33 protein-coding genes are annotated in these 25,948 nt (G+C 73.8%); 22 read left to right on the top strand and 11 right to left on the bottom strand.

The window, feature by feature from the left end; genetic code table 11:
* Window positions 1–8: 8 nt before the first annotated feature.
* The 4 genes from BJP25_RS01000 to BJP25_RS36415 all read right to left on the bottom strand — a co-directional run bounded on the left by BJP25_RS01000 (window position 9) and on the right by BJP25_RS36415 (window position 2,818).
* Window positions 9–707 (bottom strand): phosphoadenylyl-sulfate reductase, encoded by a 699-nt coding sequence (locus BJP25_RS01000; protein WP_075972830.1) that lies wholly within the window; start codon window positions 705–707, stop codon window positions 9–11.
* Entirely contained in the window at window positions 704–877 is a 174-nt protein-coding gene (locus BJP25_RS01005; protein ID WP_075972831.1) for an Insertion element protein, read from the bottom strand. The genes BJP25_RS01000 and BJP25_RS01005 overlap by 4 nt, the downstream gene beginning before the upstream one ends.
* Entirely contained in the window at window positions 874–2,568 is a 1,695-nt protein-coding gene (locus BJP25_RS01010; protein ID WP_075972832.1) for a nitrite/sulfite reductase, read from the bottom strand. The genes BJP25_RS01005 and BJP25_RS01010 overlap by 4 nt, the downstream gene beginning before the upstream one ends.
* Window positions 2,569–2,698: 130 nt before the next feature.
* Window positions 2,699–2,818: a putative leader peptide gene (locus BJP25_RS36415; RefSeq protein ID WP_332888622.1), complete on the bottom strand. Its 120-nt coding sequence runs from the start codon at window positions 2,816–2,818 to the stop codon at window positions 2,699–2,701.
* 86 nt (window positions 2,819–2,904) lie between these two features.
* On the opposite strand from BJP25_RS36415, the gene hemW reads away from it, so the two are divergent.
* On the top strand, window positions 2,905–4,119 hold the full coding sequence (hemW, locus tag BJP25_RS01020; RefSeq protein WP_075972834.1) for a radical SAM family heme chaperone HemW: 1,215 nt from the start codon (window positions 2,905–2,907) through the stop codon (window positions 4,117–4,119).
* Between the two features lie 10 nt (window positions 4,120–4,129).
* Here hemW and BJP25_RS01025 read toward each other — a convergent pair whose 3' ends face one another.
* The 3 genes from BJP25_RS01025 to BJP25_RS01035 form a co-directional block, all read right to left on the bottom strand.
* On the bottom strand, window positions 4,130–4,675 hold the full coding sequence (locus tag BJP25_RS01025) for a hypothetical protein (protein ID WP_075972835.1): 546 nt from the start codon (window positions 4,673–4,675) through the stop codon (window positions 4,130–4,132).
* Window positions 4,676–4,817: 142 nt separating this feature from the next.
* Complete coding sequence (locus BJP25_RS01030; RefSeq protein ID WP_075972836.1) at window positions 4,818–5,414, bottom strand: TetR/AcrR family transcriptional regulator; 597 nt, start codon at window positions 5,412–5,414, stop codon at window positions 4,818–4,820.
* A 102-nt stretch (window positions 5,415–5,516) separates the two neighbouring features.
* On the bottom strand, window positions 5,517–5,915 hold the full coding sequence (locus tag BJP25_RS01035) for a DUF3052 domain-containing protein (protein WP_075972837.1): 399 nt from the start codon (window positions 5,913–5,915) through the stop codon (window positions 5,517–5,519).
* A 127-nt stretch (window positions 5,916–6,042) separates the two neighbouring features.
* On the opposite strand from BJP25_RS01035, the gene BJP25_RS01040 reads away from it, so the two are divergent.
* The 19 genes from BJP25_RS01040 (at window position 6,043) to BJP25_RS01130 (ending at window position 20,999) form a co-directional block, all read left to right on the top strand.
* Window positions 6,043–7,248 carry a cytochrome P450 gene (locus BJP25_RS01040; RefSeq protein ID WP_233157854.1) on the top strand — a complete coding sequence of 402 codons (1,206 nt, stop codon included), beginning with the start codon at window positions 6,043–6,045 and terminating at the stop codon, window positions 7,246–7,248.
* A gap of 124 nt (window positions 7,249–7,372) precedes the next feature.
* Window positions 7,373–7,603, top strand: a complete 231-nt coding sequence (locus BJP25_RS01045; protein ID WP_075972838.1) for a hypothetical protein — start codon at window positions 7,373–7,375, stop codon at window positions 7,601–7,603.
* 79 nt (window positions 7,604–7,682) lie between these two features.
* A complete protein-coding gene (gene hrcA / locus BJP25_RS01050; protein WP_075972839.1) occupies window positions 7,683–8,705 on the top strand; it encodes a heat-inducible transcriptional repressor HrcA in 1,023 nt (340 codons plus the stop codon).
* 66 nt (window positions 8,706–8,771) lie between these two features.
* Window positions 8,772–9,926: a molecular chaperone DnaJ gene (dnaJ, locus tag BJP25_RS01055; protein WP_075972840.1), complete on the top strand. Its 1,155-nt coding sequence runs from the start codon at window positions 8,772–8,774 to the stop codon at window positions 9,924–9,926.
* On the top strand, window positions 9,923–10,657 hold the full coding sequence (locus BJP25_RS01060) for a 16S rRNA (uracil(1498)-N(3))-methyltransferase (RefSeq protein ID WP_075972841.1): 735 nt from the start codon (window positions 9,923–9,925) through the stop codon (window positions 10,655–10,657). The genes dnaJ and BJP25_RS01060 overlap by 4 nt, the downstream gene beginning before the upstream one ends.
* A 109-nt stretch (window positions 10,658–10,766) precedes the next feature.
* Window positions 10,767–11,111 carry a histidine triad nucleotide-binding protein gene (locus BJP25_RS01065; RefSeq protein WP_075972842.1) on the top strand — a complete coding sequence of 115 codons (345 nt, stop codon included), beginning with the start codon at window positions 10,767–10,769 and terminating at the stop codon, window positions 11,109–11,111.
* A gap of 124 nt (window positions 11,112–11,235) precedes the next feature.
* The gene (locus BJP25_RS01070) at window positions 11,236–12,309 is read left to right on the top strand and encodes a PhoH family protein (protein WP_075972843.1); all 1,074 of its coding nucleotides are present in this window, start codon (window positions 11,236–11,238) and stop codon (window positions 12,307–12,309) included.
* A gap of 16 nt (window positions 12,310–12,325) precedes the next feature.
* Window positions 12,326–12,877, top strand: coding sequence for an rRNA maturation RNase YbeY (ybeY, locus tag BJP25_RS01075; RefSeq protein ID WP_075972844.1), 552 nt, complete (start codon window positions 12,326–12,328; stop codon window positions 12,875–12,877).
* Window positions 12,878–12,888: 11 nt separating this feature from the next.
* Window positions 12,889–14,250 (top strand): hemolysin family protein, encoded by a 1,362-nt coding sequence (locus BJP25_RS01080; protein WP_075972845.1) that lies wholly within the window; start codon window positions 12,889–12,891, stop codon window positions 14,248–14,250.
* Window positions 14,243–14,581, top strand: coding sequence for a cytidine deaminase (locus tag BJP25_RS01085; protein ID WP_233157855.1), 339 nt, complete (start codon window positions 14,243–14,245; stop codon window positions 14,579–14,581). The genes BJP25_RS01080 and BJP25_RS01085 overlap by 8 nt, the downstream gene beginning before the upstream one ends.
* A gap of 2 nt (window positions 14,582–14,583) precedes the next feature.
* The gene (locus tag BJP25_RS01090; protein ID WP_233157856.1) at window positions 14,584–14,928 is read left to right on the top strand and encodes a (2Fe-2S) ferredoxin domain-containing protein; all 345 of its coding nucleotides are present in this window, start codon (window positions 14,584–14,586) and stop codon (window positions 14,926–14,928) included.
* 4 nt (window positions 14,929–14,932) lie between these two features.
* A complete protein-coding gene (era, locus tag BJP25_RS01095; protein WP_075972847.1) occupies window positions 14,933–15,838 on the top strand; it encodes a GTPase Era in 906 nt (301 codons plus the stop codon).
* The gene (locus BJP25_RS01100; RefSeq protein WP_075972848.1) at window positions 15,838–16,272 is read left to right on the top strand and encodes a DUF2752 domain-containing protein; all 435 of its coding nucleotides are present in this window, start codon (window positions 15,838–15,840) and stop codon (window positions 16,270–16,272) included. The genes era and BJP25_RS01100 overlap by 1 nt, the downstream gene beginning before the upstream one ends.
* A 101-nt stretch (window positions 16,273–16,373) precedes the next feature.
* Window positions 16,374–16,871 (top strand): CD225/dispanin family protein, encoded by a 498-nt coding sequence (locus BJP25_RS01105; RefSeq protein WP_075972849.1) that lies wholly within the window; start codon window positions 16,374–16,376, stop codon window positions 16,869–16,871.
* A 67-nt stretch (window positions 16,872–16,938) separates the two neighbouring features.
* Entirely contained in the window at window positions 16,939–17,676 is a 738-nt protein-coding gene (gene recO, locus BJP25_RS01110; RefSeq protein ID WP_075972850.1) for a DNA repair protein RecO, read from the top strand.
* 134 nt (window positions 17,677–17,810) lie between these two features.
* Window positions 17,811–18,656 carry an isoprenyl transferase gene (locus tag BJP25_RS01115; protein ID WP_075972943.1) on the top strand — a complete coding sequence of 282 codons (846 nt, stop codon included), beginning with the start codon at window positions 17,811–17,813 and terminating at the stop codon, window positions 18,654–18,656.
* Window positions 18,657–18,720: 64 nt separating this feature from the next.
* Window positions 18,721–19,131 (top strand): hypothetical protein, encoded by a 411-nt coding sequence (locus BJP25_RS01120; protein WP_075972851.1) that lies wholly within the window; start codon window positions 18,721–18,723, stop codon window positions 19,129–19,131.
* A 102-nt stretch (window positions 19,132–19,233) separates the two neighbouring features.
* Window positions 19,234–20,250: a permease gene (locus tag BJP25_RS01125; protein ID WP_075972852.1), complete on the top strand. Its 1,017-nt coding sequence runs from the start codon at window positions 19,234–19,236 to the stop codon at window positions 20,248–20,250.
* Window positions 20,247–20,999 (top strand): TIGR03943 family putative permease subunit, encoded by a 753-nt coding sequence (locus tag BJP25_RS01130; RefSeq protein ID WP_075972853.1) that lies wholly within the window; start codon window positions 20,247–20,249, stop codon window positions 20,997–20,999. Before BJP25_RS01125 ends, BJP25_RS01130 begins: the two co-directional genes overlap by 4 nt.
* A gap of 38 nt (window positions 21,000–21,037) precedes the next feature.
* On the opposite strand, the gene BJP25_RS01135 is transcribed toward BJP25_RS01130, so the two are convergent.
* From BJP25_RS01135 to BJP25_RS01145, 3 genes are all read right to left on the bottom strand, one after another.
* A complete protein-coding gene (locus BJP25_RS01135; RefSeq protein ID WP_075972854.1) occupies window positions 21,038–21,454 on the bottom strand; it encodes a Fur family transcriptional regulator in 417 nt (138 codons plus the stop codon).
* The gene (locus BJP25_RS01140; protein WP_233157865.1) at window positions 21,451–21,753 is read right to left on the bottom strand and encodes an ArsR/SmtB family transcription factor; all 303 of its coding nucleotides are present in this window, start codon (window positions 21,751–21,753) and stop codon (window positions 21,451–21,453) included. Before BJP25_RS01140 ends, BJP25_RS01135 begins: the two co-directional genes overlap by 4 nt.
* A 222-nt stretch (window positions 21,754–21,975) precedes the next feature.
* Window positions 21,976–22,350 carry an antibiotic biosynthesis monooxygenase gene (locus tag BJP25_RS01145; RefSeq protein WP_075972855.1) on the bottom strand — a complete coding sequence of 125 codons (375 nt, stop codon included), beginning with the start codon at window positions 22,348–22,350 and terminating at the stop codon, window positions 21,976–21,978.
* Between the two features lie 208 nt (window positions 22,351–22,558).
* Between BJP25_RS01145 and BJP25_RS01150 the strand changes: the two genes are divergently transcribed.
* Together BJP25_RS01150 and BJP25_RS01155 are read left to right on the top strand one after the other, a co-directional pair.
* Window positions 22,559–22,831, top strand: coding sequence for a DUF6703 family protein (locus BJP25_RS01150; protein ID WP_084793578.1), 273 nt, complete (start codon window positions 22,559–22,561; stop codon window positions 22,829–22,831).
* Between the two features lie 106 nt (window positions 22,832–22,937).
* Complete coding sequence (locus BJP25_RS01155) at window positions 22,938–24,323, top strand: glycine--tRNA ligase (RefSeq protein ID WP_075972856.1); 1,386 nt, start codon at window positions 22,938–22,940, stop codon at window positions 24,321–24,323.
* 677 nt (window positions 24,324–25,000) lie between these two features.
* Here the strand turns inward: BJP25_RS01155 and BJP25_RS01160 are convergent.
* Window positions 25,001–25,792: a hypothetical protein gene (locus BJP25_RS01160; RefSeq protein ID WP_143218813.1), complete on the bottom strand. Its 792-nt coding sequence runs from the start codon at window positions 25,790–25,792 to the stop codon at window positions 25,001–25,003.
* Window positions 25,793–25,948: the final 156 nt, after the last annotated feature.

A 25,948-nucleotide genomic window follows, 5' to 3' on the forward strand; every position in this document is an offset into this window, starting at 1 on the left:
GCCCGCCCTCACCCGTGCAGCCCGCACTCGGTCTTGCCCTGGCCCGCCCACCGGCCGCTGCGGGCGTCCTGGCCCGGCAGCGGCTTGGCGGTGCACGGGGCGCAGCCGATGGACAGGTAGCCCTCGCCCACCAGGGGGTTCTCCAGGATCCCGTGCTCGGCGATGAAGCCGTTGAACTCGTCGTCGGTCCACGCGGCGATGGGGTTGACCTTCACCAGCCCGTTGCGGTCGTCCCACTGCACCACGGGGGTGTTCGCGCGGGTGGGCGCGTCGACCCTGCGCACCCCGGTCACCCAGGCGTCGTAGCGGGCCAGGGTGTCGCGCAGCGGCACGACCTTGCGCAGGAAGCAGCACTGGTTGGGGTCGGTCTGGTTCAGCAGGCCGAACTGCGCCTCCTGGTCGGCCACCGACTGCTCGGCCTGGGCGTTGACGATGCGCACCTCGGGGTAGACGGTGGCCACCGCGTCGCGGGTGCCGATGGTCTCGGCGAAGTGGTAGCCGGTCTCCAGGAACAGCACGTCGATGTCCGGCTTGGCCTGGTGGGCCAGGTGCACGAGCACCGCGTCCTGCATGTTGGAGGCCACGATGAACCGGTCGCCGAAGGTGCGCGCGGTCCAGTCCAGCGCCTCCTGCGCGCTGGCCCCGGCGAGCTCGCGCCCGGCCCGCTCGGCCAGCGCCTTGAGGTCCTCGGCTGCGGTGACGGTCACGGCTGCGCCCCTCTCCTGGTGTCGTGGGTGCTGAGGTTGAGGCCGACGAACTTCACGGTGAACACCCGCCTGCACGCCCCGCACAACCACGCCGAGGCGGGCTCCTCCTGGGGCCGCAGGTCCTCGTCGCCGCAGTACGGGCAGTGGAACGGGGTGGCGCGCTCGCTCACCGCAGCGCGCCCTCGTCGGCGCGCGCGACCCACTGGGCGAACCGCTCGTCGGGCTCGCGCCCGGCCACGTAAGCCCGCACCACGCGCTCGACGTAGTCCGGCAGCTCGTCGCCGGTGACCTTGTGCCCGCGCAGCTTGCGGCCGAACCCGGCGTCGAGGCCGAGCCCGCCGCCGAGGTGCACCTGGAAGCCCTCGACCTGGTTGCCCGCGTCGTCGGTGACGATCTGGCCCTTGAGCCCGATGTCGGCGGTCTGGATGCGCGCGCAGGAGTTGGGGCAGCCGTTGATGTGCACGGTGACCGGGGCGAGGTCGTGGGTGTCGGTGATGTCCTTGAGCCGGGTCTCCAGCTTCGTCACCAGGTCCAGCGCCCTGGCCTTGGTCTCGACGATGGCCAGCTTGCAGTACTCGATGCCGGTGCAGGCCATGATCCCGCGCCGCCACGGCGACGGGTCGCTGTGCAGGCCGAGGTCGCGCAGCTCCGCCTGCAACCCGGCCACCCGGTCCTCGGGCACGTCGAGCACGACGACCTTCTGCTGCGGGGTGAACCGCACCCTGCTCGACCCGGCGCGCTCGGCGGCGTCGGCCAGCTCCAGCAGCGTGGTGCCCGACACCCGGCCCGCCACGGGGGCGGCGCCGACGTAGAACAGCCCGTCGACCTGCTCGTGCACGCCGACGTGGTCGTACGGCACCGCGGGCACCTCGGGCGCGGGCCCGTCGAGCATCGGGCGCTTGAGGTAGGTCTCCTCCACGACGCGGCGGAACTCCTCGGCACCCCAGTCCTTGACCAGGAACTTGATGCGCGCGCGGTGGCGCAGGCGGCGGTAGCCGTAGTCGCGGAAGACGCTGATGATCGCCTCCCACACGTTGGGCACCTCGTCGAGGGGCACCCAGGCGCCCAGCCGCTGCCCGATCATCGGGTTGGTCGACAGGCCGCCGCCGACCCACACGTCGAAGCCGGGGCCGTGCTCGGGGTGCACCACGCCGACGAAGGCGACGTCGTGGATCTCGTGCGCCACGTCCGGCAGGCCCGACACGGCGGTCTTGAACTTGCGCGGGAGGTTGGCGTACTCCTTCTTGCCCAGGTAGCGCCGCTTGATCTCGTCGATGGCGGGGGTACCGTCGATGACCTCCTCGCGGGCGATGCCCGCCACCGGCGAGCCGAGGATGACGCGCGGGCTGTCGCCGCAGGCGGTCATCGTCGACAGGCCCGCGCCCTCCAGCTTGCGCCAGATCGCGGGCATGTCCTCCACCCGGATCCAGTGGTACTGGATGTTCTGCCGGTCGGTGATGTCAGCGGTGTCGCGGGCGTAGTCGCGGGAGACCTCGGCGACCGCGCGCAGCTGCTCGGTGGTGACGGCGCCGCCGTCGATGCGCACCCGCAGCATGAAGTACTCGTCGTCGAGCTCCTCGGGCTCCAGCGTGGCCGTGCGGCCGCCGTCGATGCCGGGCTTGCGCTGGGTGTAGAGGCCGTACCAGCGGAAGCGGCCGCGCAGGTCACCCGGGTCGATGCCGTCGAAGCCGGTGTGGGCGTAGATGTTCTCGATGCGGTCGCGGACGTTGAGCGGGTGGTCGTCCTTCTTGGACCGCTCGTTCGGGTTCAGCGGCTCGCGGTAGCCGAGGGCCCACTGGCCCTCGCCTCGACGCGCGTGCGCGCGCTTGCCCGCACTGGCCGGTGGTGTGGTGGGAGACACCGGTTCGTCCTCCGGGGTCGGGGCGCGCGCGCCCGCTGGCAGACCCCGGGGGAGATGTGCTGTCACACCCTGGTTCCACGCAGCCTGCGCGCCGGCGCCAGCTGAACGCGAAACTGTGGCGACGGGCTTCTCAGGTGGCGCGGCACATCGCGCTGGAGACGCGACGGAAGTCGACGTGGCGGCGCACCACCAGGAAGACCTCGGTCGCTGACATGACCTCAGCGTGCCACGCGTCCACGGTGTGGTCCACCGCCATCCGCATTCTGGGACGGAGCACGCCAGGCGCGCCGCCCACCGGGCGGAAACCGCCTGTGACCGCCTGGAACACTGGGTGTCGTGCCCCCTGCCCCACCCGACGGCGACCCCGTGCCCCCGGACGGCGCGCTGCCCCCGGCCGCGCTGGCCGGGGTCGGCTCGCGGCCGTTCGGCGTCTACGTCCACGTCCCGTTCTGCGCGACCCGCTGCGGGTACTGCGACTTCAACACCTACACCCCCGGTGAGCTGGGGAGTTCCGCTTCGCCCGGGACGTGGCTGGAGGCGTTGAAGATCGAGTTGGAGCTGGCGGCGTCGATCTTGGGCACGCCGCCGGTCGCGGAGACGGTGTTCGTCGGCGGCGGCACGCCCTCGCTGCTGGGGGCCGACGGGCTGTCCCAGGTCTTGGACGCCGTCCGCGCCACGTTCGGCCTGGCGGGTGAGGCGGAGGTCACCACCGAGTCCAACCCGGAGTCGACCTCCCCGGCGTTCTTCGCGGGCCTGCGCGCGGCCGGGTACACCCGGGTGTCCCTCGGCATGCAGTCCGCGGCCCGCCACGTGCTCACCGTGCTCGACCGCACCCACACCCCCGGTCGCGCCGTGGCCGCCGCCCGGGAGGCCCGGGCGGCGGGCTTCGACCACGTGAACCTGGACCTGATCTACGGCACCCCGGGCGAGCGCCCCGAGGACCTCGCCGCCTCGCTGGATGCGGTGCTCGCCGCCGGGGTCGACCACGTGTCCGCCTACGCCCTGATCGTCGAGGAGGGCACGGCCCTGTCCCGCCGCATCCGGCGCGGGGAGCTGCCGATGCCCGACGACGACGTGCTGGCCGACCGCTACGAGCAGTTGGACGCGGCCCTGTCGGCGGCCGGGCTGCACTGGTACGAGGTGTCGAACTGGGCCGCGTCGGAGGCGTCGCGGTGCAGGCACAACGTCCTGTACTGGACGGGTGCGGACTGGTGGGGCGCGGGCCCCGGCGCGCACAGCCACGTCGGCGGTGTGCGCTGGTGGAACGTCAAGCACCCGGCGAAGTACGCGGGCCTGCTGGCCGAGGGGTTGTCCCCGGCGCAGGGGCGGGAGGTGCTGACCGCCGAGGACCGGCAGCTGGAGCGGGTGCTGCTGGAACTGCGGCTGGTGGAGGGCCTGCCCGTCGAGGCGCTGGCGGCCGGGGCGCGGGCGGAGGCCGAGGCCGCCGCGCGCGACGGGCTGCTGGAGGCGACGGCGCTGGCCGCCGGGCGCTGCGTGCTGACCGACCGGGGGCGGCTGCTGGCCGACGCGGTCGTGCGCAGGCTGACCTGAGGCCGCGCGCTCAGCGCCTGCCCAGGCGCAGGGCGGAGATGAGGAAGAAGACGCCGCCGAGGGTGGCGTAGCCCGCCACGCTGGTGAGGGCCGGGTCCGCGCCGCCTGCCATGACGAGGAAGGACGTGCCCGCCAGCACCGAGATGCCGCCGCTGAGGATCATCGGCCACTGGCCGCCCAGCGCGCGGCGGACCAGGCCCACGGCGAGTTGCGCCAGCCCCGCCGCGATCGCCCACGCGCCCCACACGCGCAGCACGGCGGGCACCCCGGACGAGGCGGCGATCGCCAACCCGACCGCGGCGATGAGGCTGACCGCGATGTTGGCGTAGAGGCCCGTGGTCGGGCCACCCGCGCGGGACGACCGGGCGTCCACGACCGCGGCGCCGACGTCGACCAGCGGGTAGAGCACGACCAGCGCGACGCCGAGCGGCCCGAGCCCGGGCCCCGCGAGCAGCAGCAGGCCCGCCCACACCACGGCGAAGGCGAACCGGGCGAAGTACAACCGGCGCAGCGCCGGTGCGGGACTGCTGGTCACGGGCGAATCCAGGGTGGTCATGGTCGTTCCTCTCGCGGGGCCGGACTGGCAAGACCGATCGTTCTGTCTCACGCAGTCTGCTGGCAGGGCGCCACCGCTGTCAAGACAGAACGTTCTACCTCTTTGGGTGGGCGTGCGAGAGAGAGGCAGGAGGTCGGGGTGATCAGAGGGGCTGGGGCGCGGACTGCGAGCGCAGCAGGCCCTCGACCCCGCGCAGGAAGGTCTCGCAGACCAGGTCGGGGTCGAACAGGCACCCCGCCGCCATCGCGCCGTCGCGCAGCATCACGAAGTGGCGGGCGGCAGGCTCGGCCGCCTCCGCCCGCACCTGGGCGAACAGCCCCGTGATCGTGTCCAGGAACCACTGCCGGTGGTCGAGCACGGCCCGGTGCGCCGGGTGCTCGGGGTCGGGGTACTCGGCCACGGCGTTGAGGAACGCGCAGCCGCGGAAGCCCGGGGAGCGGATGCCCTCGGCGATCGAGGAGCTGATCGCCCGCAGCGCCTCCACCGGCGGCGGCTGCCCGGCCACGGCCGCCTCGACCTGGCCGCGGATGGCCCGGTCGACCCCGTCGAGGTAGGCCAGGACGAGGTCTTCCTTGCTGGGGAAGTGCCGGTAGAACGTCGCCCGCGTCACCTGCGCGTCGGCCAGGATGCGGTCGACCCCGACCGAGTGGATGCCCTCCGCGTAGAAGATCCCGCTCGCGGTGCCCAACAGCCGGTCCCTCGCCGCGGAGGGACGCTTCCCGGTGTCGGCGCGCGTCATCGCACCATCCTAGTGACAGGTCGTCCGGCCTGGCGAAAGAACGTTCGGTCCCGCCGTCGCGGCGGGGCCGGGGGCGGCGCGACCGCCGCCCCCACCCGCGGGTCACCGCTTCGGCGGGACCAGCTTCATCGCCGTCCAGTCGGAGCTGATCGCGACCGGCTTGTTGAGGGTCAGGCCCGCGGTCTTGGCGGCCTCGGAGACGTCGCTGGGCTCGATGTGGCCGGGGCGGGCGGTCTTGGGGGTGAGGAGCCAGATCACGCCGCCGTCGTCGAGCGGGGAGGAGGCATCCATCAGCGCGTCGGTCAGGTCGCCGTCCTCGTCGCGGGCCCAGAGCAGGACGACGTCGGCGACGTCGTCGTAGTCCTCGTCGACCAGGTCGCCCTCGATCACGGCCTCGATCGAGGCGCGCAGGTCGTCGTCGGCGTCCTCGTCCCAGCCGATCTCCAGGACGACCTGCCCCGCCGAGAGGTCGAGGCGGGCGGCAAGCTCGGTGTCACTCATGCGGCCGAGGGTAGCGACCGGGTGTCGCCGCGCTCGCCCGTTTCCCGCCGTTCGGCCGCACCGGCACCCCGCGCCCGACCCCTACGCTGGGCGCACCCGGACCCCGAGACGAGCAGGTGAGGACGGCGTGACCGCGACCCTGTACAACCCGTTCACCCCCGGCTTCGCCGAGAGCCCCTACGCCCACTACCGGCAACTGCGCGACGAGGACCCCGTGCAGGAGCACCCCATGGGCTTCTGGGTCGTCACCCGGCGCGAGGACGTCACCACCCTGCTGCGGGCGGACCTGTCGGTGGAGGCGCGCAACGTCGCCCCGCACCCGCTGCGCGACGCGGTGGAGGCGGCCGCGGGCGGCACGCTGGCCGCGGGCGGCGGGCTGTCCATGCTCGACCGCGACCCGCCCGACCACACCCGGCTGCGCGGGCTGGTGCAGAAGGTGTTCACCGGCCGGGCCATCGCCGCGCTGGAGCCCAAGGTCGCCGCGCTCGTCGACAGCGCGCTCGACGGGCTGGCCGCCGACGGCGGGGGCGACCTGGTGCCCGCGCTGGCGTTCCCGCTGCCCTTCGCCGTGATCACCGAGATGCTGGGCATGCCCGAGACCGACGCCGCCCGCGTCCGCGAGCTGACCGGCACCCTGGTGCGGGGCCTGGAGCCGGTCGCGGACGTGGAGCTGGCCGCGGCCATCGGCGCCGCCGACCGGGAGCTGGGCGAGCTGGTCGGCCAGGTCATCGCCTGGAAGCGCGACCACCCCGGCGACGACCTGCTCACCGCCCTCATCCAGGCCGAGGACGACGGCGCCGTGCTGGGCGCGGACGAGCTGGTCGCCCAGGTCGTGCTGCTCTACGTCGCGGGCCACGAGACCACCGTCAACCTGATCTCCAACGGCGCCGTGGCCCTGCTGCGCCACCCCGAGCAGCGCGACCGGCTGGTGGCCCGGCCCGAGCTGGTGGGCGGGGCCGTCGAGGAGATGCTGCGCTACGACAGCCCCGTGCAGTCCACCCGGCGGATCACCCTCCAGCCGGTGCGGGTGGGCGGCCGGGAGATCCCGCCGGGCGCCTTCGTCAGCTGCTCGCTGGGCTCGGCCAACCACGACGAGCGGTTCTGGGGCGAGACCGCCGACGACTTCGTCGTCGACCGGCCCGGCGCCCGCCAGCACGTGTCCTTCGGCGCGGGCCCGCACCACTGCCTCGGGGCCGCGCTGGCCAGGCTGGAGGGCCGGGTGGCCTTCGCCGGGCTGCTCGCCCGCTTCCCCCGGCTGTCGCTAGCCGGGGACATCACCTGGAACGGGCGGATCAACCTGCGCGGCGCCTCGGCCGTCCCCGTCGCGGTGTGACGGGCGCACCGCGGGACTGGCCGTTCCGCGCCATCCCGCCCGCGCGGGCGTGTGTGAACCGGGGCCGGGCGGCAATCCTGTCGCCATGCCCGTGAGCCTGGAGGACGTCCACCGCCGATTAGCCGTGGCGAAGGTGGACTACGACGACGCGGCCGCCCTCGGGCCGCAGGCCGTCCCGCACCTGTCCACCCTGGTCGCCGGGGCGGACACGGTGCTGGCCGCCAAGGCCCTCTACCTCGCGGGCGTCATCGGCGGCCCGGCGGCCAAGGCGCTGCTCGACGCGGCCGCCGGGCACCCCGACCCGATCGTCCGCATCGCCGCCAGCGCGGCGCTGCGGACCATGCGGTCCCGCTGACCCCCGCGCCTCCGTAGACTTGGTGCGGGCCCCGCCCCCGGCGGGCGCCCGCCCGCGTGCGCCGGAGGAGGTGTGGGGAGTGGTCAACGCCGAGGAGCGGCGGTTCGAGGTGCTCCGCGCCATCGTCGCCGACTACGTCCAGCACCAGGAGCCGGTGGCCTCCAAGGCGATCGTCGACCGGCACAACCTGGGCGTCTCCAGCGCCACCGTGCGCAACGACATGGCCTCGCTGGAGGAGGACGGCTACATCACCCAGCCGCACACCAGCGCGGGCCGCATCCCCACCGACAAGGGTTACCGGCTCTTCGTCGACCGGCTCAGCGACGTCAAGCCGCTGTCGCAGGCCGAGCGCAAGGCCATCCAGAGCTTCCTGGAGGGCGCGCTCGACCTCGACGACGTGATGCGGCGCAGCGTGCGGCTGCTGGCCCAGCTCACCCGGCAGGTCGCGGTGATCCAGTACCCGACGCTGACCACCTCCACGGTGCGCCACGTCGAGCTGGTCCAGATCACCCCGGCCCGGTTGATGCTGGTGCTCATCACCGACTCCGGCCGGGTCGACCAGCGGATCGTCGACCTGGGCGACGTCATCACCGACGAGGTGGTGGCCCGGCTGCGCGCGATGGTCAACGGCGCGCTGGCGGGCCGCAAGCTCACCGACGCCGCGGTGAAGGTGGCCGAGCTGCCCGAGCAGGCCCCCGCCGACCTGCGCGACGCGGTGGTGCGGGTGGCCACCACGCTGGTCGAGTCGCTGGTCGAGCACCCCGAGGAGCGGTTGGTGCTCGGCGGCACCGCCAACCTCACCCGCAACGCCGCGGACTTCCCGCACTCGCTGCGCCAGGTGCTCGAAGCGCTGGAGGAGCAGGTGGTCGTGCTCAAGCTGCTGGCCGCGACCGCCCACCCGGGCAGCGTCACCGTGCGCATCGGCGAGGAGAACGAGGCCGAGGAGATGCGCACGACCTCGGTGGTGTCGATCGGCTACGGCACCAGGGCGACCCTGCTCGGGGGCATGGGCGTGGTCGGGCCGACGAGGATGGACTACCCCACGAACATCGCCGCGGTGCGCGCGGTGGCCAACTACGTCGGGGAGATCCTCGGGCAGTAGGCCCGGGGAGCGACCCGCTCGGAGAACGCGAACCCCCGGCAGGCCGGGGCAGGAGGACTGGACACGGTGGCGAGGGACTACTACGGCACGCTGGGCGTCCGGCAGGACGCGGACGCCGCGGAGATCAAGCGCGCCTACCGCAAGCTCGCGCGCGAGCTGCACCCGGACGTCAACCCGGACGAGGCGGCCCAGGCGCGCTTCCGCGAGGTGACCACGGCCTACGAGGTCCTCTCCGACCCGCAGAAGCGCAAGGTCGTCGACCTGGGCGGCGACCCCATGGGCGGGCCGACCGCCGGTGCCGGGCGCGACCCGTTCGGCGGGCAGGGCTTCGGCCTCGGCGACATCATGGACGCCTTCTTCGGGGCGGCGGGCGGCGGTGGCGGCGGGCGCGGCCCGCGCAGCCGGGTGCAGCCGGGCTCGGACGCGCTGCTGCGCATCCAGATGACCCTGGAGGAGTGCTTCACCGGCATCAGCCGGGAGATCACCGTCGACACCGCCGTGCTCTGCGACCTGTGCCGGGGCTCGGGCTGCGTGGCGGGGACCTCGCCGGTCACCTGCGACACCTGCGGCGGCCGCGGCGAGGTGCAGTCGGTGCAGCGCTCGTTCCTGGGCCAGGTCGTCACCGCCCGCCCCTGCCCCACCTGCCGGGGGCTGGGCGAGACCATCCCCGAGCCGTGCACCCAGTGCGCGGGCGAGGGCCGGGTGCGGGCGCGGCGCGGCATCACCGTCAAGATCCCGGCGGGGGTGGCCGACGGCATGCGCGTGCGGCTGTCCGGCCAGGGCGAGGTCGGCCCCGGCGGCGGCCCGGCCGGCGACCTCTACGTCGAGGTCGAGGAGGTGCCGCACGGCACCTTCGAGCGCGACGGCGCGCACCTGCACTGCACCGTGCGCATCCCGATGACCACCGCGGCGCTGGGCGCGGTGCTGCCGCTGGAGACCCTCGACGGCCCGGTCGACCTGGAGCTGGACCCGGGCACCCAGTCCGACACCGAACTGGTCATGCCCGGTCGCGGCCTGCCCAGGCTGCGCTCCACCGGCCGCGTCGACGGCCGCGGCGACCTGCACGTGCACATCGAGGTGGAGGTGCCCACCCGGCTCGACCCCCGGCAGACCGAGCTGCTGCGCGAGCTGGCCCAGCTGCGCGGCGAGGAGGAGCACACGCTGGCCTCGGCCAACGGCCGCGGCGGCGGGCTGTTCAGCAAGTTCCGCGGCCGCCGGTGACCCTGGCGCTGTTCCTGGTCGACGCCCTGCCCGCGGCGGCCGCCTTCACCCTCGACGGCCCCGAGGGCAGGCACGCCGCCGCGGTGCGCAGGCTGCGGGTGGGGGAGTCCCTGCTCGTCTCCGACGGGGCCGGGTCGGTGGCCCGCTGCGCGGTGACCGCGGCGGGTAAGGACTCGCTGGAGCTGGCCGTCGAGGAGCGCTGGTCCGAGCCCCCGCCCGCGCCGCGGGTCGTGCTGGCCCAGGCCCTGCCCAAGGGTGACCGGGGCGAGCTGGCGGTGGAGCTGGCGACCGAGGCGGGCGTGGACGCGGTGGTGCCCTGGCGGGCCGCCCGCTGCGTCACCAAGTGGGAGGACGGGCCGCGCGGCGCCAAGGCCCTCGACCGCTGGCGCAGGACGGCGCGCGAGGCGGCCAAGCAGTCCCGCCGCCCCTGGGTGCCGCAGGTGTCCGACCCGGTGTCGCTGCGCGGCCTGGTGCGGTTGGCCGAGGCGAGCGCGCTGGCGCTGGTGCTGGAGGCGGGCCTGTCGACCCGGTTGGCCGACGTCGAGCTGCCCGCGTCCGGGGACGTGCTGCTCGTGGTGGGTCCGGAGGGGGGCATCACCCCGGAGGAGATCGCCGCGCTGACCGACGCGGGCGGGGTGCTGGTGCGCCTGGGCCCGTCCGTGCTGCGCACCTCCACCGCCGCCGCGGTGACCCTGGGCGCCCTCGGCGTGCGCACGTCCCGCTGGGGCTGAGCCGCCCCAGGTGGTGGTCGACCGGCGCGGTGAACTCCTGCCGAACCGCGACCGACATCGGCCTCGCCGCGCGGGCCGCGCCGGTGGCGTGACCGATAGTCTCCTGCGCATGAGCGCCGACTGCCTGTTCTGCAAGATCATCGCCGGGGACGTGCCGTCCACCGAGGTGTACTCGGACGAGACCGTGTACGCCTTCCGCGACATCGGCCCGCAGGCGAAGGCGCACGTCCTGGTGGTGCCGCGCGAGCACCACGAGGACGCCGAGGCGCTCGCCGACCACCCCGAGCTGCTGGCGGCGGTGTTCAAGGCCGGGGCGCAGGTGGCGCGGGTCGAGGGCATCCACGAGTCGGGCTTCCGGTTCGTCTTCAACACCGGCGACGACGCGTGCCGCACGGTGTTCCACGCCCACCTGCACGTGCTCGGCGGCGAACAGCTGGCCGGGTTCGGGCGGTGATCGCCTCGTCCCGGTGCGCCTTACTCCGGTGCGGAGTGTCGGTGGTCAGGATTAACATCGGTGGCGAAGAGCCGCGGGACGGGGCGACCCGGCCGGGCGCACCCCAGAGCAGGAAGAAGACCACGTGACGGGAACTCCCGAGCAGCGCCCCACGGCCGCGGCGCACGGCGCCGGGGCCGACGCCCAGTCCCGGTTCCCCGTCCCCGACAGCGCGATGCTGGCGCTGCTGGGGCGGCGCGACGAGAACCTGCGGCTGCTGGAGGACCTGCTCGACGCCGACGTCCACGTGCGCGGCAACGAGGTGACCCTCAGCGGTGAGCCCGCCGACGTGGCGTTCGCCGAGCGGGTCTTCTCCGAGCTGGGCACGCTCGCCGCGCGCGGGCAGCAGGTGGGCCCGGACACGGTGAAGCGGACCGTGGCCATGCTCTCGGCGGGCACCGCGGAGAGCCCGGCCGAGGTGCTCAGCTTCGACATCCTGTCCCGGCGGGGGCGCACGATCCGGCCCAAGACGCTCAACCAGAAGCACTACGTCGACGCCATCGACGAGAACACGATCGTCTTCGGCATCGGCCCGGCGGGCACCGGCAAGACCTACCTGGCCGTGGCCAAGGCCGTGCAGGCGCTCCAGGCCAAGCAGATCAGCCGCATCATCCTGACCCGGCCCGCGGTCGAGGCGGGGGAGCGGCTGGGCTTCCTGCCCGGCACCCTGTTCGACAAGATCGACCCGTACCTGCGCCCGCTCTACGACGCGCTGCACGACATGGTCGACCCGGAGTCGATCCCGAGGCTGATGCAGGCGGGCACGATCGAGGTCGCCCCGCTGGCCTACATGCGCGGCCGCACGCTCAACGACGCGTTCATCATCCTCGACGAGGCGCAGAACACCACGCCCGAGCAGATGAAGATGTTCCTCACCCGGTTGGGCTTCGGCTCCAAGATCGTGGTGACCGGCGACATCACCCAGGTCGACCTGCCCGGCGGTCAGCGCTCGGGGCTGCGGGTGGTGCGCGACATCCTCGCCGACGTCGACGACGTGCACTTCGCCCAGCTCAGCAGCAGCGACGTGGTGCGCCACAGCCTCGTCGGCGACATCGTCGACGCCTACGACCGCTGGACCGGCACCGAGGAGGCCCCGGCGCGGCGCGGACCGGTCCGCGCGGGCGGCCGGGCGCCCCGGGGTCGGGACAGCGCGCAGTAGCGGGGACAATGGCCCGGTGAGCATTGAGATCGCCAACGAGTCGGGGGTGGCGGTCGACGAGGCGTCGATCGTCGCGGCCGCCCGGTTCGCCCTGGACCGGATGAACGTCAGCGCCCTGGCCGAGCTGTCGGTGCTGCTGGTGGAGCTGGACGTGATGTCCGACCTGCACGAGCGGTGGATGGACCTGCCGGGGCCCACCGACGTGATGGCGTTCCCGATGGACGAGCTGGAGAGCGCCCGCCGCCCGGACGCCTCCGACCTGGGCCCGGCGCTGCTCGGCGACATCGTGCTCTGCCCGGCCTTCGCCAAGGACCAGGCGCGCACCGCCGGGCACTCGCTGCTCGACGAGCTGCACCTGCTCACCGTGCACGGGGTGCTGCACCTGCTCGGCTACGACCACGCCGAGCCCGCCGAGGAGCGGGAGATGTTCACCCTGCAGAAGCGCATCCTCGCCGACTTCCGCTCCGCGGCCGCCGACGCCCGGCGCCGGGCCGCGCAACGGGTCGAGGACGACAAGCTGCTCGGGGCGGTGGGCCTCGGTGAGGCCGAGCCGCCCGCGGGCACCTGAGCGGGGGCCCGGTGCCCACGAACTCCGTCGGCCTGCTGGTCGTCGCCGTCCTGCTGGTGCTGGCCGCCGGGTGCTTCGCCGCGGCCGACGCCTCGCTGTCCGCGGTGTCGCGGGCGCGGGTGGAGGGGCTGGTCCGCGCGGGCCGCTCCGGCGCCCGGCAGCTGCTCGCGGTGGTCTCCGAGCGGCCCCGGCACATCAACCTGCTCCTGCTGCTGCGGCTGGGCTGCGAGCTGATCGCGACCGTGCTGGTGGCCGCGGTGTGCTTCCGCTCCCTCGACCAGGGCTGGTTGGCCGGGCTCGTCGCGGGCGTGGCGATGATCGTGGTGTCCTACGTGCTCGTCGGCGTGGGCCCGCGCACCATCGGCCGCCAGCACCCCTACGGCATCGGGCTCATCGCCGCCGGGCCGGTGCGGGTGCTGGGCACCGTGCTGGGCCCGCTGTCGCGGCTGCTGATCCTGGTCGGCAACGCCATCACCCCGGGCAAGGGCTTCCGCGAGGGCCCGTTCTCCTCGGAGGTGGAGCTGCGCGAGCTGGTCGACCTGGCCCAGGAGCGCGGGGTGGTCGACGCGGGCGAGCGCGAGATGATCCACTCGGTGTTCGAGCTGAGCGACACCATCGCCCGCGAGGTCATGGTGCCGCGCACCGAGATGGTGTGGATCGAGCACGGCAAGTCCGTCCGGCAGGCGCTGGCGCTGTCGCTGCGCACCGGCTACACCCGCATCCCGGTCATCGGCGAGTCCGTCGACGACATCGTGGGCCTGGTCAACCTCAAGGACCTGGTGCGCACCGCGCTGGACGCCTCGGCGGGCGGCGCGGCGGCCGACACCCGCACCCGGCAGGTGTCGGAGGTGATGACCGCGGCGGTGTTCGTCCCGGACACCAAGCGCCTGGACGACCTGCTGCGCGAGATGCAGGTGTCGAAGTACCACATCGCCATCGCCGTCGACGAGTACGGCGGCACCGCGGGGCTGCTGACCATCGAGGACATCCTGGAGGAGATCGTCGGGGAGATCACCGACGAGTCCGACGCCGACGAGCGCCCCCCGGTCGAGCACCTCGACGACGGCGCCGTGCGGGTCAGCTCCCGGCTGCCGGTGGAGGACCTGGGCGCGGTGTTCGGCCTGGAGCTGACCGACCCGGACGTGGAGACCGTGGGCGGCCTGCTCGCCCAGCGGTTGGGACGTGTGCCACTCCCCGGGGCCGAGGCGGAGATCGCCGGGCTACGGTTCCGGGCCGAGGGCGGCAAGGACGGCCGCGGCCGGGTGCGCATCACCTCGGTGGTGGTGCGCCCGACCGAACCCGCCGGGACCCGCGACGACGACCGCGCGGGCGCCGACGACCAGGAGTGGGAGAGGAGCGGCGAGCGTGGCTGAGCCGGACGGCGGGGCCCTGGACCCCGAGGACGCCAAGATCGTCACGCTGGCCCGGTCGAGCCGGGCGCGCACCGGGGCCGCCGAGGGCGCGGCGGTGCGCGACACCACCGGCCGCACCTACGTCGCCACCTCCGTCGAGCTGCCCTCGCTCAAGCTCACCGCCCTGCAGGCCGCCGTGGCCGCCGCGGTGTCCAGCGGCGCCGACGGCCTGGAGGCCGCCGCGGTGGTCACCGAGGCGGGCACCGTGGACGCCACCGCCGCCCGCGACCTCACCGCGGGCGTGCCGGTGCTGCGCGCGGACCCCTCCGGCGCGGTCGTCGAGACCCTGTGAGCGTGCGGATCACGGTGTGCCAGGACTGCTGCTGCGGCACCGTCAAGAAGCACCCCACCACCAACCACTTCAGCCACCTGCGCAGGCTGCGGGAAGCGGCGGCCAAGGCGGGCGGCACCGTCCGCATCTCGCAGTGCCTGGACACCTGCGAGACCTCCAACGTCGTGGTCGTGCAGGCCAGCGGGCACAAGCCGGTGTGGTTCGGGTGGGTGCTGCACGACGACGCCATCGCGGACCTGGAGCGCTGGCTGGCCGCGGGCGGGCCCGGGTCGCCGGTGCCCGACACCCTGGAGCTGCACCGCATCACCCCACCCGGCCTGCGCGCCGCCACCGACGGGGCAGAATGAGGCGATGACCAGCTCCACCGCACACCGGTCCGGGTTCGCCTGCTTCGTGGGCAGGCCGAACGCGGGCAAGTCCACCCTGACCAACGCCCTGGTGGGCACCAAGGTCGCCATCACCTCGAACAAGCCGCAGACCACCCGCCACGCCATCCGCGGCATCGTCCACCGCGACGACGCGCAGCTGGTCATCGTCGACACCCCCGGCCTGCACCGCCCGCGCACCCTGCTCGGGCAGCGGCTCAACGACGTGGTCCGCGAGACCTGGTCGGAGGTCGACGTCATCGGCCTGTGCGTGCCCGCCGACCAGAAGGTCGGCCCCGGCGACCGGTTCATCGCCGCCGAGCTGGCCAAGGTCGCCCAGCGCACCCCGGTGCTGGGCGTGGTCACCAAGACCGACCTGGTGCCGCAGGAGCAGGTGGCCGCCCAGCTGCTCGCGCTGCAGGAGGTCATGGACTTCGCCGAGCTGGTGCCGGTGTCGGCGGTCGACGGGTTCCAGGTGAGCACGCTGGCCGACCTGCTGGTCGCCCGGCTGCCCGAGGGCCCGCAGCTCTACCCGGGCGGGGAGCTGACCGACGAGCCGGAGGCCACCCTGGTCGCGGAGCTGATCCGGGAGGCCGCGCTGGAGGGCGTGCGCGACGAGCTGCCGCACTCCATCGCCGTCACCATCGAGGAGATGGCCCCCCGCGAGGGCCGCGACGACATGGTCGACGTGCACGCCCTGCTGTACGTGGAGCGCTCCAGCCAGAAGGGCATCGTGCTCGGCCACCGGGGCGAGCGGTTGAAGCGGGTGGGCACCGAGGCGCGCAAGCAGATCGAGCGCCTGCTGGGCAGCCGGGTGTACCTGGACCTGCACGTCAAGATCGCCAAGGACTGGCAGCGCGACCCCAAGCAGCTGCGCCGCCTGGGCTTCTGATGTCCCTGCGCCCCGCGGTGCACGTCCCGCAGCGGCCGCTCGGGCGCGCGCTGGCCGCGCCGCTCGCGCTGGTGGTCGCGGGCGCCGCGGGGTGCGCCGCGGTGGCGCTGTCGGACCCGTTCAGCGGCGACAGCTGGCTGCCGCCGTGCCCGACGAAGGCGCTGACCGGGGTGTGCTGCCCGGGGTGCGGCGGCGTGCGGATGGTGCACAGCCTGCTGCACGGCCGCTTCGGCGACGCGCTGCACTACAACGCGGTGTCGCTGGTCTTCCTGGTGCTGTTCGCCTGGAGCACCGCGGCGTGGGCGCTCAGCCGGGTGCGGGGGCGGCACGTGCGCAGTTGGATCCACTGGGGACCGACGCCGTGGGTGGCGGGCGCGGTCCTGGTGACCTGGGCCGTCGTGCGCAACATCCCCGCCCTGGGCCTCTACGTCTGACGGGTCGTCACCCTGGGTGAATGCCGGGGGATGTCCACCGGACCGTCGGTGGTGGGGGATACCCTCACCGGCGCCACACCGCACCCAGGGGGGAACCTCCGTTGACCAATCCCTACGGCCAGCCGCAGCAGCCGAACCCGTACGGCCAGCAGCAGCCCGCGCCCTACGGCCAGCAGCAGCCGCAGCAGCAGTACGGCCAGCCGCCGCAGCCCTACGGCCAGCAGCAGCCCTACGGCGCGCAGCCCGGGTACGGTCAGCCCGCCCCCTACGGCCAGCCCAACCCGTACGGGCAGCAGCAGCCCTACGGCCAGCAGCCCTACGGCTACGGCGGCGCGGACATCAACCAGATCCCCGACCACAAGGGCTGGGCGATCCTGTCGATCTTCTTCGGCGGCATCTTCGGCATCATCGCGCTGATCAAGTCCAACGAGGTCGTCAACTACAAGGCCCAGGGCAACTACCAGATGGCCGAGGCCGCGTCGAACACCACGCGCACCCTGTGCATCATCGGCAACATCCTGGGCGGCATCGGCTGCGTGGTCGCCATCATCTACATCATCGTGCTCGCCACCGCCACGGCCGCCGTCTCGGTCTACTGACCCCGGCGCCCGGCGGGGTCCGCGCTCCGGTGCCGACCCCGCCCCCGCGCGGTGGGACACTGGTCGGGTGAGCCTCTACCGCGACACCGGCGTGGTGCTGCGCGTGCAGAAGCTCGGTGAGGCCGACCGGATCATCACCCTCGTCACCCGCCAGCACGGCAAGGTCCGCGCGGTGGCCAAGGGCGTGCGCCGCACCACCTCCCGGCTCGGCGCGCGCGTCGAGCCGTTCGCCCACGTCGACGTGCAGTTCTACACCGGCCGCACGCTCGACGTGATCACCCAGGTGCAGACCCTGGACGCCTTCGGCGCGGGCATCGTCGGCGACTACCAGCGCTACACCGCCGCGTGCGCGGTGCTGGAGACCGCGGACCGGATGTCGGCCGAGGAGGGCGAACCCGTCCTGCGGCTCTACCTGCTGGTCACCGGCGCGCTGCGGGCGCTGGCCGACGGCACCCGCGACCCGTCGCTGGTGCTCGACGCGTTCCTGCTGCGCGCCCTGGCCTTCGCCGGGTGGTCGCCCGCGCTGGCCGAGTGCGCCCGCTGCGGCACCCCCGGGCCGCACCGGGCGTTCAGCGTGCAGGCGGGCGGGTCGGTGTGCCCGGGGTGCAAGCCGCCCGGGTCGGCCAGCCCGCCGCTGGAGGTGCTGCGGCTGATGGCCGCGCTCGCCGACGGCAGCTGGGAGGTGGCCGAGCGCACCGACGAGCCCGCCCGCCGCGAGGCCAGCGGGCTGGTCGCCGCCCTGCTCCAGTGGCACCTGGAGCGCCAACTGCGCTCGCTGCCGCTGGTCGAGCGCCGCAAGCTCTGACCCATGCCCGGGTGCGCACGTCCGCACCCCGCCGGGAACCCGGAACCGCCTGCCGACCACGCTCCGCAGGCTCGTACTGTGGGCACGCCCCAATAGGGCGTTCCTATGGCGCGAGAGCTTGGAGGGTTGTGGCGGTGCTGCGACGGCGGCGGGTCAGCAGGCACGACGAGGGGCGCCCGGTGCAGCCCCCGGCCCCCCACCCCTCGGGCGCCACGGCCCCGGCGATCCCGCTGGAGTTCGTGCCCCAGCACGTCGCGATCGTGATGGACGGCAACGGCCGGTGGGCCAACCAGCGCGGCATGACCCGCATCGAGGGCCACAAGCGCGGCGAGGCCCAGGTGGTCGAGGCCGCCCGGGGCTGCATCGAGGTGGGCGTGCGGTGGCTGTCGCTCTACGCCTTCTCCACCGAGAACTGGCGGCGCAGCCCGGAGGAGGTCCGCTTCATCATGGGCTTCTCCCGCGACGTCATCCGCAACCGCACCGACGAGCTCGACGACATGGGCGTGCGGGTGCGCTGGGCCGGGCGCCGCCCGCGGCTGTGGCGCAGCGTCATCTCCGAGCTGGAGGTGGCCGAGGAGCGCACCCGGCACAACGACGTGCTCAACCTGGCCATGTGCATCAACTACGGCGGCCGGGCCGAGGTGGGCGACGCGGCCCGCGAGATCGCGAAGCTGGCCGCCGCCGGGAAGATCAACCCGGACAAGGTCGACGAGCGCACCGTCGCCAAGTACCTCTACCAGCCCGAGATGCCCGACGTGGACCTGTTCATCCGCCCGTCCGGCGAGCAGCGCACGTCCAACTTCATGCTCTGGCAGTCCGCCTACGCCGAGCTGGTGTTCCAGGACGTGCTCTGGCCCGACTTCGACCGCACCCACCTGTGGCGGGCCGTGGAGACCTACGCCCGCCGCGACCGCCGCTTCGGCGGGGCCGCCGACAGCGAGGACGTCGCCCGCAAGCTGCTGGCCGACGGCACCCGTTGACCACCACCTCGTTGACCGTCAACTCGTCGACCACCGCCCCGCCGACCACCACCCGGGAGTCACCGTGACCACCGAGGCCGCCACCACGGCCACCCTGCTGACCAAGGCCCGCGAGGCCCTGGAGGCCTTCCACGAGGTCCACGTCGACGACGACGGCGCGCTGACCTTCCGCCACGGCGAGGTGCCCTGCGCCGTGCAGGCCATGCAGCTCGCCGACGGCCTCACCGTGCTGAGCCTGACCTGCGTGGTGGCCTGGGACCTGCCCGAGGACCCGCACCTGGCGTCCTCGGCCGCCGAGCGCGCGGGCCAGGGCCTGTTCGGCACGCTGGGCGTGGTGCACTCCCCGCGCGGCATGGACGTCACCCTGCGCTACGCCTTCCCCGCCGACGGGCTGGAGGTGCCCGCCCTCGGCACCCTGCTCATGCTGGTGGTGTCCACCGCGGGCCAGCTGCGCACGGACCTGCTGGACACCTGATCGGGTGATCCTGGTCCCCACCGGGCGCCCCGGCCGCTCTGTGCTCGTGTGATGGAACCGGCTCGTGCGATGACCCCGCCCGCCCCTCCCGGAAGGCCGCCCATGAGCACCGCAGCCCCCGAGACCGCGACCCCGCCCCCCGCGCGGCGCAGGCGGGTGACCTCCATGGAGGTCCTGTGCGCGGTGCTCGTGGTGGCCATGGTGGGCCAGTCGTGGATCGCGTCCTGGTTGGACGCCCCCGCGCTGCGCACCGGGGCGACGATCTTCGTGGCGGTCTGCGTTCAGGCCCTGCCGTTCCTGGTGCTGGGGGTGCTGATCAGCGGCGCCATCGCCGCCTTCGTCCCCGCCGGGGTGCTCGACCGGCTGCTGCCCAAGCGGGAGGCCGTCGCCGTCCCGGTGGCGGGCTTGGCCGGGGTGGCGTTGCCGACCTGCGAGTGCGCCGCGGTGCCGGTGGCCCGGCGGCTGATGCGCCAGGGCGTGCCCGCCTCGGTGGCGCTGGCGTTCCTGCTCGCCGCGCCCGCGGTGAACCCGGTGGTGCTCATCGCCACGAGCGTCGCCTTCCCCGGCAACCCGGCCATGGTGGTGGCCCGCCTGGTCGGCTCGCTGGCCACGGCGCTGGTCATGGGCTGGCTCTGGGCGCGCTTCGGCAAGGCGGGCTGGATCGTCGAGCGCGCCCTGGCCCGCGCCCCCGAGCCCACCGGCCGCGCCCGCTGGCGCACCTTCGCCGAGACCGCCCGCGCCGACCTGGTCGACGCCGCCGGGTTCCTGGTGGTCGGCGGCCTGGCCGCGGCCGTGCTCAACGTGGTGATCCCGCGCTCGTGGGTCGACGCGCTGGGCGCGCAGGTCGTGGTCGGCGTGCTGGTGATGGCGGTCCTCGCCGTCGTGCTCGCCCTGTGCAGCGAGGCGGACGCCTTCGTCGCCGCCTCCATCTCGGGCATGCCGCTGCTGGCCAAGCTGGTGTTCCTCGTCGTCGGCCCGGCCATCGACGTCAAGCTCTTCGCCCTGCAAGCGGGCACCTTCGGCCGCGCCTTCGCCCTGCGCTTCGCCCCGGCCACCTTCGTCGTCGCGACCACCTGCGCCGTCGTGTCCGGCCTGCTGCTGCTCGGAGGCACCCCGTGAGGCGCGAAACCCAGAACGTCCTGCTGGTCCTGGTCGGCGGCGCGCTGCTCAAGATCTCCCTGACCAGCACCTACCTGCTCTACGTCAAGCCCTCCCACCGCCCCTGGCTGATCGCCGGCGGCGCGGTGATCCTGCTGCTGGCAGCCGTTTCCATCACCCGCGACATCCTCGCCGCCCGCCACCCCCACGCCGCTGCCGTCACCGCCGAGCACGGCGACGAGCACGAGCACGGGGACCACCAGCACCCCGCCCGCAGCGCGTGGCTGCTGGTCCTGCCGGTCCTGGCGATCTTCCTCATCGCCCCGCCCGCCCTCGGCTCGGACTCGGTCAAGCGGGCCGACAACGGCGCCGCCGTCACCCGCACCTCCGGCACCGAGTCCGGCGCCTCGGCCATCTACCCCGACCTGCCCCCCGGCGACGTCCTCCCGATCACCATGGCCGACTTCGCCTCCCGGGCCGCCTTCGACCGCTCCCGGGCCCTGGAGTCCCGCACGGTCGAGCTGACCGGCTTCACCGTCGACGACGCGGGCGGCACCTACCTCGCCCGCCTGTCCATCGCCTGCTGCGCCGCGGACGCGTTCCCCGTCCGGGTCCTGCTCGACGGGGTCACCGGCATCGCCAACGACACCTGGCTGCGCGTCACCGGCACCCTCGTCCCCGGCACGGCCACCAAGGAGAACGACTACATCCCCACCCTGCGGGTCCGCACCACCACGCCCGTGCCCCAGCCGGAGAACCCGTACGAGTAACCCCGCCGCCCGACCGCGTCAGGTGTCGGGGGAGCGGGTCAGCCGCCGCAGCGCGAGCAGGTGCCGAAGATCTCGACGGTGTGGCTGACCTGGGCGAACCCGTTCTCCGCCGCCACCTTCTCCGCCCAGCGCTCCACCGCAGGGCCCTCCACCTCCACGGTGTGGCCGCAGCTGCGGCACACGAGGTGGTGGTGGTGATGGCTGGAGCAGCGGCGGTAGATGGCCTCGCCGGTGTCGGTGCGCAGCACGTCGATCTCGCCCGCCTCGGCCAGCGACTGCAACGTCCGGTACACGGTGGTGAGCCCGATGCCCTCCCCGCGCTTGCGCAGCTCCTCGTGCAGCTCCTGCGCCGAGCGGAAGTCGTCGACCTGGTCGAGCAGCGCGGCCACCGCCGTGCGCTGCCTGGTCGACCTGCGCCCCGGCACCGACGCCGAGGTGCGCTCGTCGGTCGTCACCGGCGCTCCCCCTCCTCCACGTGCGCCACCGCGTCCACCACGATGTGCGACAGGTGCTCGTCCACCAGCCGGTAGACGACCTCGCGGCCGTGCCGCTCGCCGCGCACCACGCCTGCGGCCTTGAGCACCCGCAGGTGCTGGCTGATCAGCGGCTGCGCCACCCCCAGGGCGTCCACCAGCTCGTGCACGCACAGGTCGGCCGCGCGCAGCTCCAGCACGATCGCGATGCGCACGGGCGCGGCCAGCGCGCGCAGCAGGTCGCCCGCCGCGTTGAGGGTGTCCACCGGCCTGCGCGGCAGCTGCCGCGGGGCGGGCCGGTCGGGGGAGTGGTCATGGGTGGTGGAGTCGTGGGCCGTGGGGTCGCCGTGCCGCTCGGCGGCAGCGGGCAGCTCCTGCGGCACTGCTTCCGGGCTCACGATGGGTGCGTCCTCTCCGGCCAGCTGAACGGTGTGATGGTTACCGTTGTCAACATCCTAGGCCGTTGCGCGGACAACCCGGGGTTGCGCCAGGTCACAGCACCCTCAGCGGGCCGTCGCGGGCCCGGACGCCTCGCCGAGCCGCACCGTGGCGGCGTCGGCGGCCAGCAGGCTGGTGTGCGTGCGGACCCCCTCGGCGGAGGCCTCCACCACCACCTCGTAGGCGGCGGGCTCGGTGGTGTCGGCCTCGGCCAGCAGCGGGATCACCTCGGTGCGCACGTCGAACGGCGACATGGCCCGCCGGTAGGCCGACACCGAGTCGAACTCGACGGTCAGCACCCACGAGTCGGACACCTCGGTGGAGCGCACCAGCAGTCCCCGGGTGCAGCCGGGCTGGGCGAGCAGCAGCTCCAGCGCCCGCGCGGCGCGCGCGGTGAACGGCTCGGGGTCGGAGGTGGTGAACCGGGCGATGAGCAGCACGGCGGCCTTCCACGGGGTCGTCGGTCCGGAGGTGTGACCGTAGGCCGCCCCGCCGCCCGCCCGCGAGCCGGGTCCTGGTCACCGCGGGTGGTCGAGCCCTGAGCACGCCCACGCCGGTGGGGGAGCGGGGCGTGATGGTCCGACACCGCTGGTCGAACAAGCCCTAGGCTGGGTTCCGCCCTCGACCAGCGACGCAACGGGAGGCCTCGTGCGACCCAGGCGCTCGACGTCCGCGCCCCTGCTGCCCGGCAGCGGCCCGCTGTCGCGGGTCCACCCGGCGCTGGCGTTCCTGGTGGTGGCCGCGGTGTTCGCCGCGGGTGTGCTGGTCCGCGGACCGGTGGGCGCGGGGCTGCTGCTGGTGCTCGCGGCGGGTGTGGCGCTGCTGCTGGTCGGCACGTGGCGGGCGCTGCCGCCCGCCCACCGCGCGGGCCGGGTGCTGGTCCTGGCGCTGCTCGTGGTGGTGGCCGTCTCCGTCCTGTGAGCTCCCGGGGCCCCGCCGCGCGGCTGACCCGCTGACCCGCCGCTGCCTGCGCCGACTACCCTGGGTGCCTCACAGGAGTACGTTGTTTCCCCCGCATGGAGGGTCAGTGCCAGCCGACCGGATCGACACCGTCGTCAGCCTCTGCAAGCGCCGCGGCTTCGTCTACCCGTCGGGGGAGATCTACGGCGGTACGCGCTCGGCGTGGGACTACGGCCCCCTCGGCGTCGAGCTCAAGGACAACATCAAGCGCGCCTGGTGGAAGACGATGGTGCAGGGCCGCGACGACGTCGTCGGCCTGGACTCCTCGGTCATCCTGCCCAAGCAGGTGTGGGTGGCCTCCGGCCACGTGAACGCCTTCCACGACCCGCTGGTCGAGTGCACCTCGTGCCACAAGCGCTTCCGCGCGGACCAGCTGTCGGAGGAGTACGCGGCGCGGACCGGCAAGGAGGTCGCCGAGGGCGACGTCTCCGACGTGCCGTGCCCCAACTGCGGCACCCGCGGCCAGTACACCGAGCCGCGCGAGTTCAACATGATGCTCAAGACCCACCTGGGCCCGGTGGAGTCCGAGGAGGGCATGCAGTACCTGCGCCCGGAGACCGCGCAGGGCATCTTCGTCAACTTCCTCAACGTGCAGACGACCGCGCGACGCAAGCCGCCGTTCGGCATCGGCCAGATCGGCAAGTCGTTCCGCAACGAGATCACCCCGGGCAACTTCATCTTCCGGACCCGCGAGTTCGAGCAGATGGAGATGGAGTTCTTCGTCGAGCCCGGCACCGACGACGAGTGGCACCAGTACTGGATCGACGAGCGCCTGCGCTGGTACACCGACCTGGGCATCACCAAGGAGAACCTGCGGGTCTACGAGCACCCGCAGGAGAAGCTGTCGCACTACTCCAAGCGCACGGTCGACATCGAGTACCGCTTCCGCTTCGGCGGCCAGGAGTGGGGCGAGCTGGAGGGCATCGCCAACCGCACCGACTTCGACCTGACCACGCACTCGAACAACTCCGGCGTGGACCTGTCGTACTTCGACCAGACCACCAAGGCCCGCTACCGCCCGTTCGTCATCGAACCGGCCGCGGGCGTCGGCCGCCCCATGATGGCCTTCCTCCTCGACGCCTACGACGAGGAGCAGGTGCCCAATGCCAAGGGCGGCACCGAGCCCCGCACCGTCCTGCGCCTCGACCGCAGGCTGGCCCCCGTCAAGGTCGCCGTCCTCCCCCTGTCCCGCAACGCCGACCTGTCGCCCAAGGCCCGCGACATCGCCGCCACCCTCCGCCAGCACTGGAACGTCGACTTCGACGACGCGAGCAACATCGGCCGCCGCTACCGCCGCCAGGACGAGATCGGCACCCCCTTCTGCGTCACCATCGACTTCGACAGCCTCAACGACCACGCCGTGACCGTCCGGGAGCGCGACTCCATGGCCCAGGAGCGCATCGCCATGGACCAGCTGGAGTCCTACCTCGCCGCCCGCCTCATCGGCTGCTGACCAGCGCCGCCAACCCGAGCACGCGAAAGCCGACAGGCGCCCGGTAGCCGACAGGCCCACCGAGCAGGCCCGAGGCAAGCGGAAGGCCTCCCCGCCCCCGAGCGGGGAGGCCTTCCTGTTCCCAGGACAACCCCGATCCCGTCCGGGACGTGCCACCCCACCACCTGAACGAACCTCCCAACCCCCGATCAGCCCACCCCTGCCACCCATCTGGCCACGCCCCACCACTCACCGCCGCCACCCACCACACAGCGCAACGCCCACGGTCCGCCCCCGGGCGTCCGGCACCCCGGCACGGACACCCCAGCCCCGGCACCCGAGGTGAACGCCCTGACGCGCTAGCCACTGCTCGCCCGCACACACGCCGCTCACCGGTCCGGGCCATCTGCTGCCCGCAGGCAGGCGAGTCGCGGTCCCACACCGAGCCGCTTGCTGCCCGCTGCCAAGGCAGGCGCGGATGACCTGAGCCGCGCCAGGTGCCGCCCATCGACAGGTGCCCCGCTCGGCTGGGCTACCTGTTTCCCGTAGGCAAGCGCGCCGCCCACGTGGACCAACCACCCGCAGGCGGGCGCGCCGCCGTCCCAGGCCAAGCCGACCAAGGCGGCGCGTAGCGCCTCAGGGGCCGAGCCGGTCCGTCGCCCCCCACCGCGTCCCGCTCTCAGTCGCGTCGCCGCCGATCACCCCAGGTGCACCACCACCTCAGGCCGTGGCAGCGAAGCCGCCACCCGGTACCCCTCCCGCAGCTCCGCCACCACTCCCGCGCGATCGCCCGCCAACCGCTGCGCCGACGTGCACACCGGCACCACCCCCACCGCCCGCAGCCGCGCTCCCCGGGCCGCCATCGCCGCCTCCCCGCGCGGGGACCACGGCTGCCGCAGGTCCACGTCCCACGCCAACCCCACCTCGTCCCACCACGCGTCCACCACCCCGAGGTGCACGTCCGCGACCGTCGACAGCCGCACCGACCACCTCGGCGGGGGCAGCCCCGCGTCCTCCACCACCCCCGTCACCACCCGCTCGCTGAGCGACCGCACCCCGCGGTCCACCTCGGACAGCACCCGCCGCAGCACCGACGTGCCCCGGCCGCCCACGAACGCCAGCTCGGCCCGCACCTCCTGCACCGGCGCCGACGACACCACCTCCCGGACCTCCCGCTCGACCAGGGTTCGGCGGCAGGCGTCCACCACCGCACGGGGCACGGGCGCGGTCGGGAACCCGTTGCACCACAGGGCGTCCGGCAGCCGGTCTGTCCGCTCCACCGACACGGACCCGTCGGTGCGTCCACGGCCGGAGGGCGGCACGAGCAGGTGGATCGCGCCCTGCGGCGCCAGGTCCACGCCGTGCAGCCACAGGGCTTCGCGGCCGGTCACCACCGCGTGCGGTCCCGCCCAGCGCAGGGCGGCCCGGAGGCGGTGGGCGCGGGAGCCATCCGGGGCCTCCGCGAGGTCGAATGCAGTTCGGTTCGTCATGGCTCCAGAGAACCGGAGCCGTGCGGCAGCCACCAGAAGTCGCCCGAGGCTGTGGACAACTCGCGGGGCTGTGGACAACCCGGACCCGGGCAACCCCCCGGTCGGTGGTCGCGTCCTATCCTGCGCGTAGCGTGTTCGCGCCACCACACCTCCCCA

The sequence above is a fragment of the Actinokineospora bangkokensis genome (assembly GCF_001940455.1).
Classification (GTDB): Bacteria; Actinomycetota; Actinomycetes; order Mycobacteriales; family Pseudonocardiaceae; genus Actinokineospora; species Actinokineospora bangkokensis.

Bases quoted from the DNA above. Each gene is read 5' to 3' on its own strand.
- BJP25_RS01035 (WP_075972837.1), bottom strand. From the start codon at position 5,915: ATGAGTGACACCGAGCTTGCCGCCCGCCTCGACCTCTCGGCGGGGCAG.
- BJP25_RS01125 (WP_075972852.1), top strand. From the start codon at position 19,234: ATGAGCACCGCAGCCCCCGAGACCGCGACCCCGCCCCCCGCGCGGCGC.
- BJP25_RS01030 (WP_075972836.1), bottom strand. From the start codon at position 5,414: ATGACGCGCGCCGACACCGGGAAGCGTCCCTCCGCGGCGAGGGACCGG.
- BJP25_RS01100 (WP_075972848.1), top strand. From the start codon at position 15,838: ATGTCCCTGCGCCCCGCGGTGCACGTCCCGCAGCGGCCGCTCGGGCGC.
- era (WP_075972847.1), top strand. From the start codon at position 14,933: ATGACCAGCTCCACCGCACACCGGTCCGGGTTCGCCTGCTTCGTGGGC.
- BJP25_RS01160 (WP_143218813.1), bottom strand. From the start codon at position 25,792: ATGACGAACCGAACTGCATTCGACCTCGCGGAGGCCCCGGATGGCTCC.
- BJP25_RS01025 (WP_075972835.1), bottom strand. From the start codon at position 4,675: ATGACCACCCTGGATTCGCCCGTGACCAGCAGTCCCGCACCGGCGCTG.
- BJP25_RS01065 (WP_075972842.1), top strand. From the start codon at position 10,767: ATGAGCGCCGACTGCCTGTTCTGCAAGATCATCGCCGGGGACGTGCCG.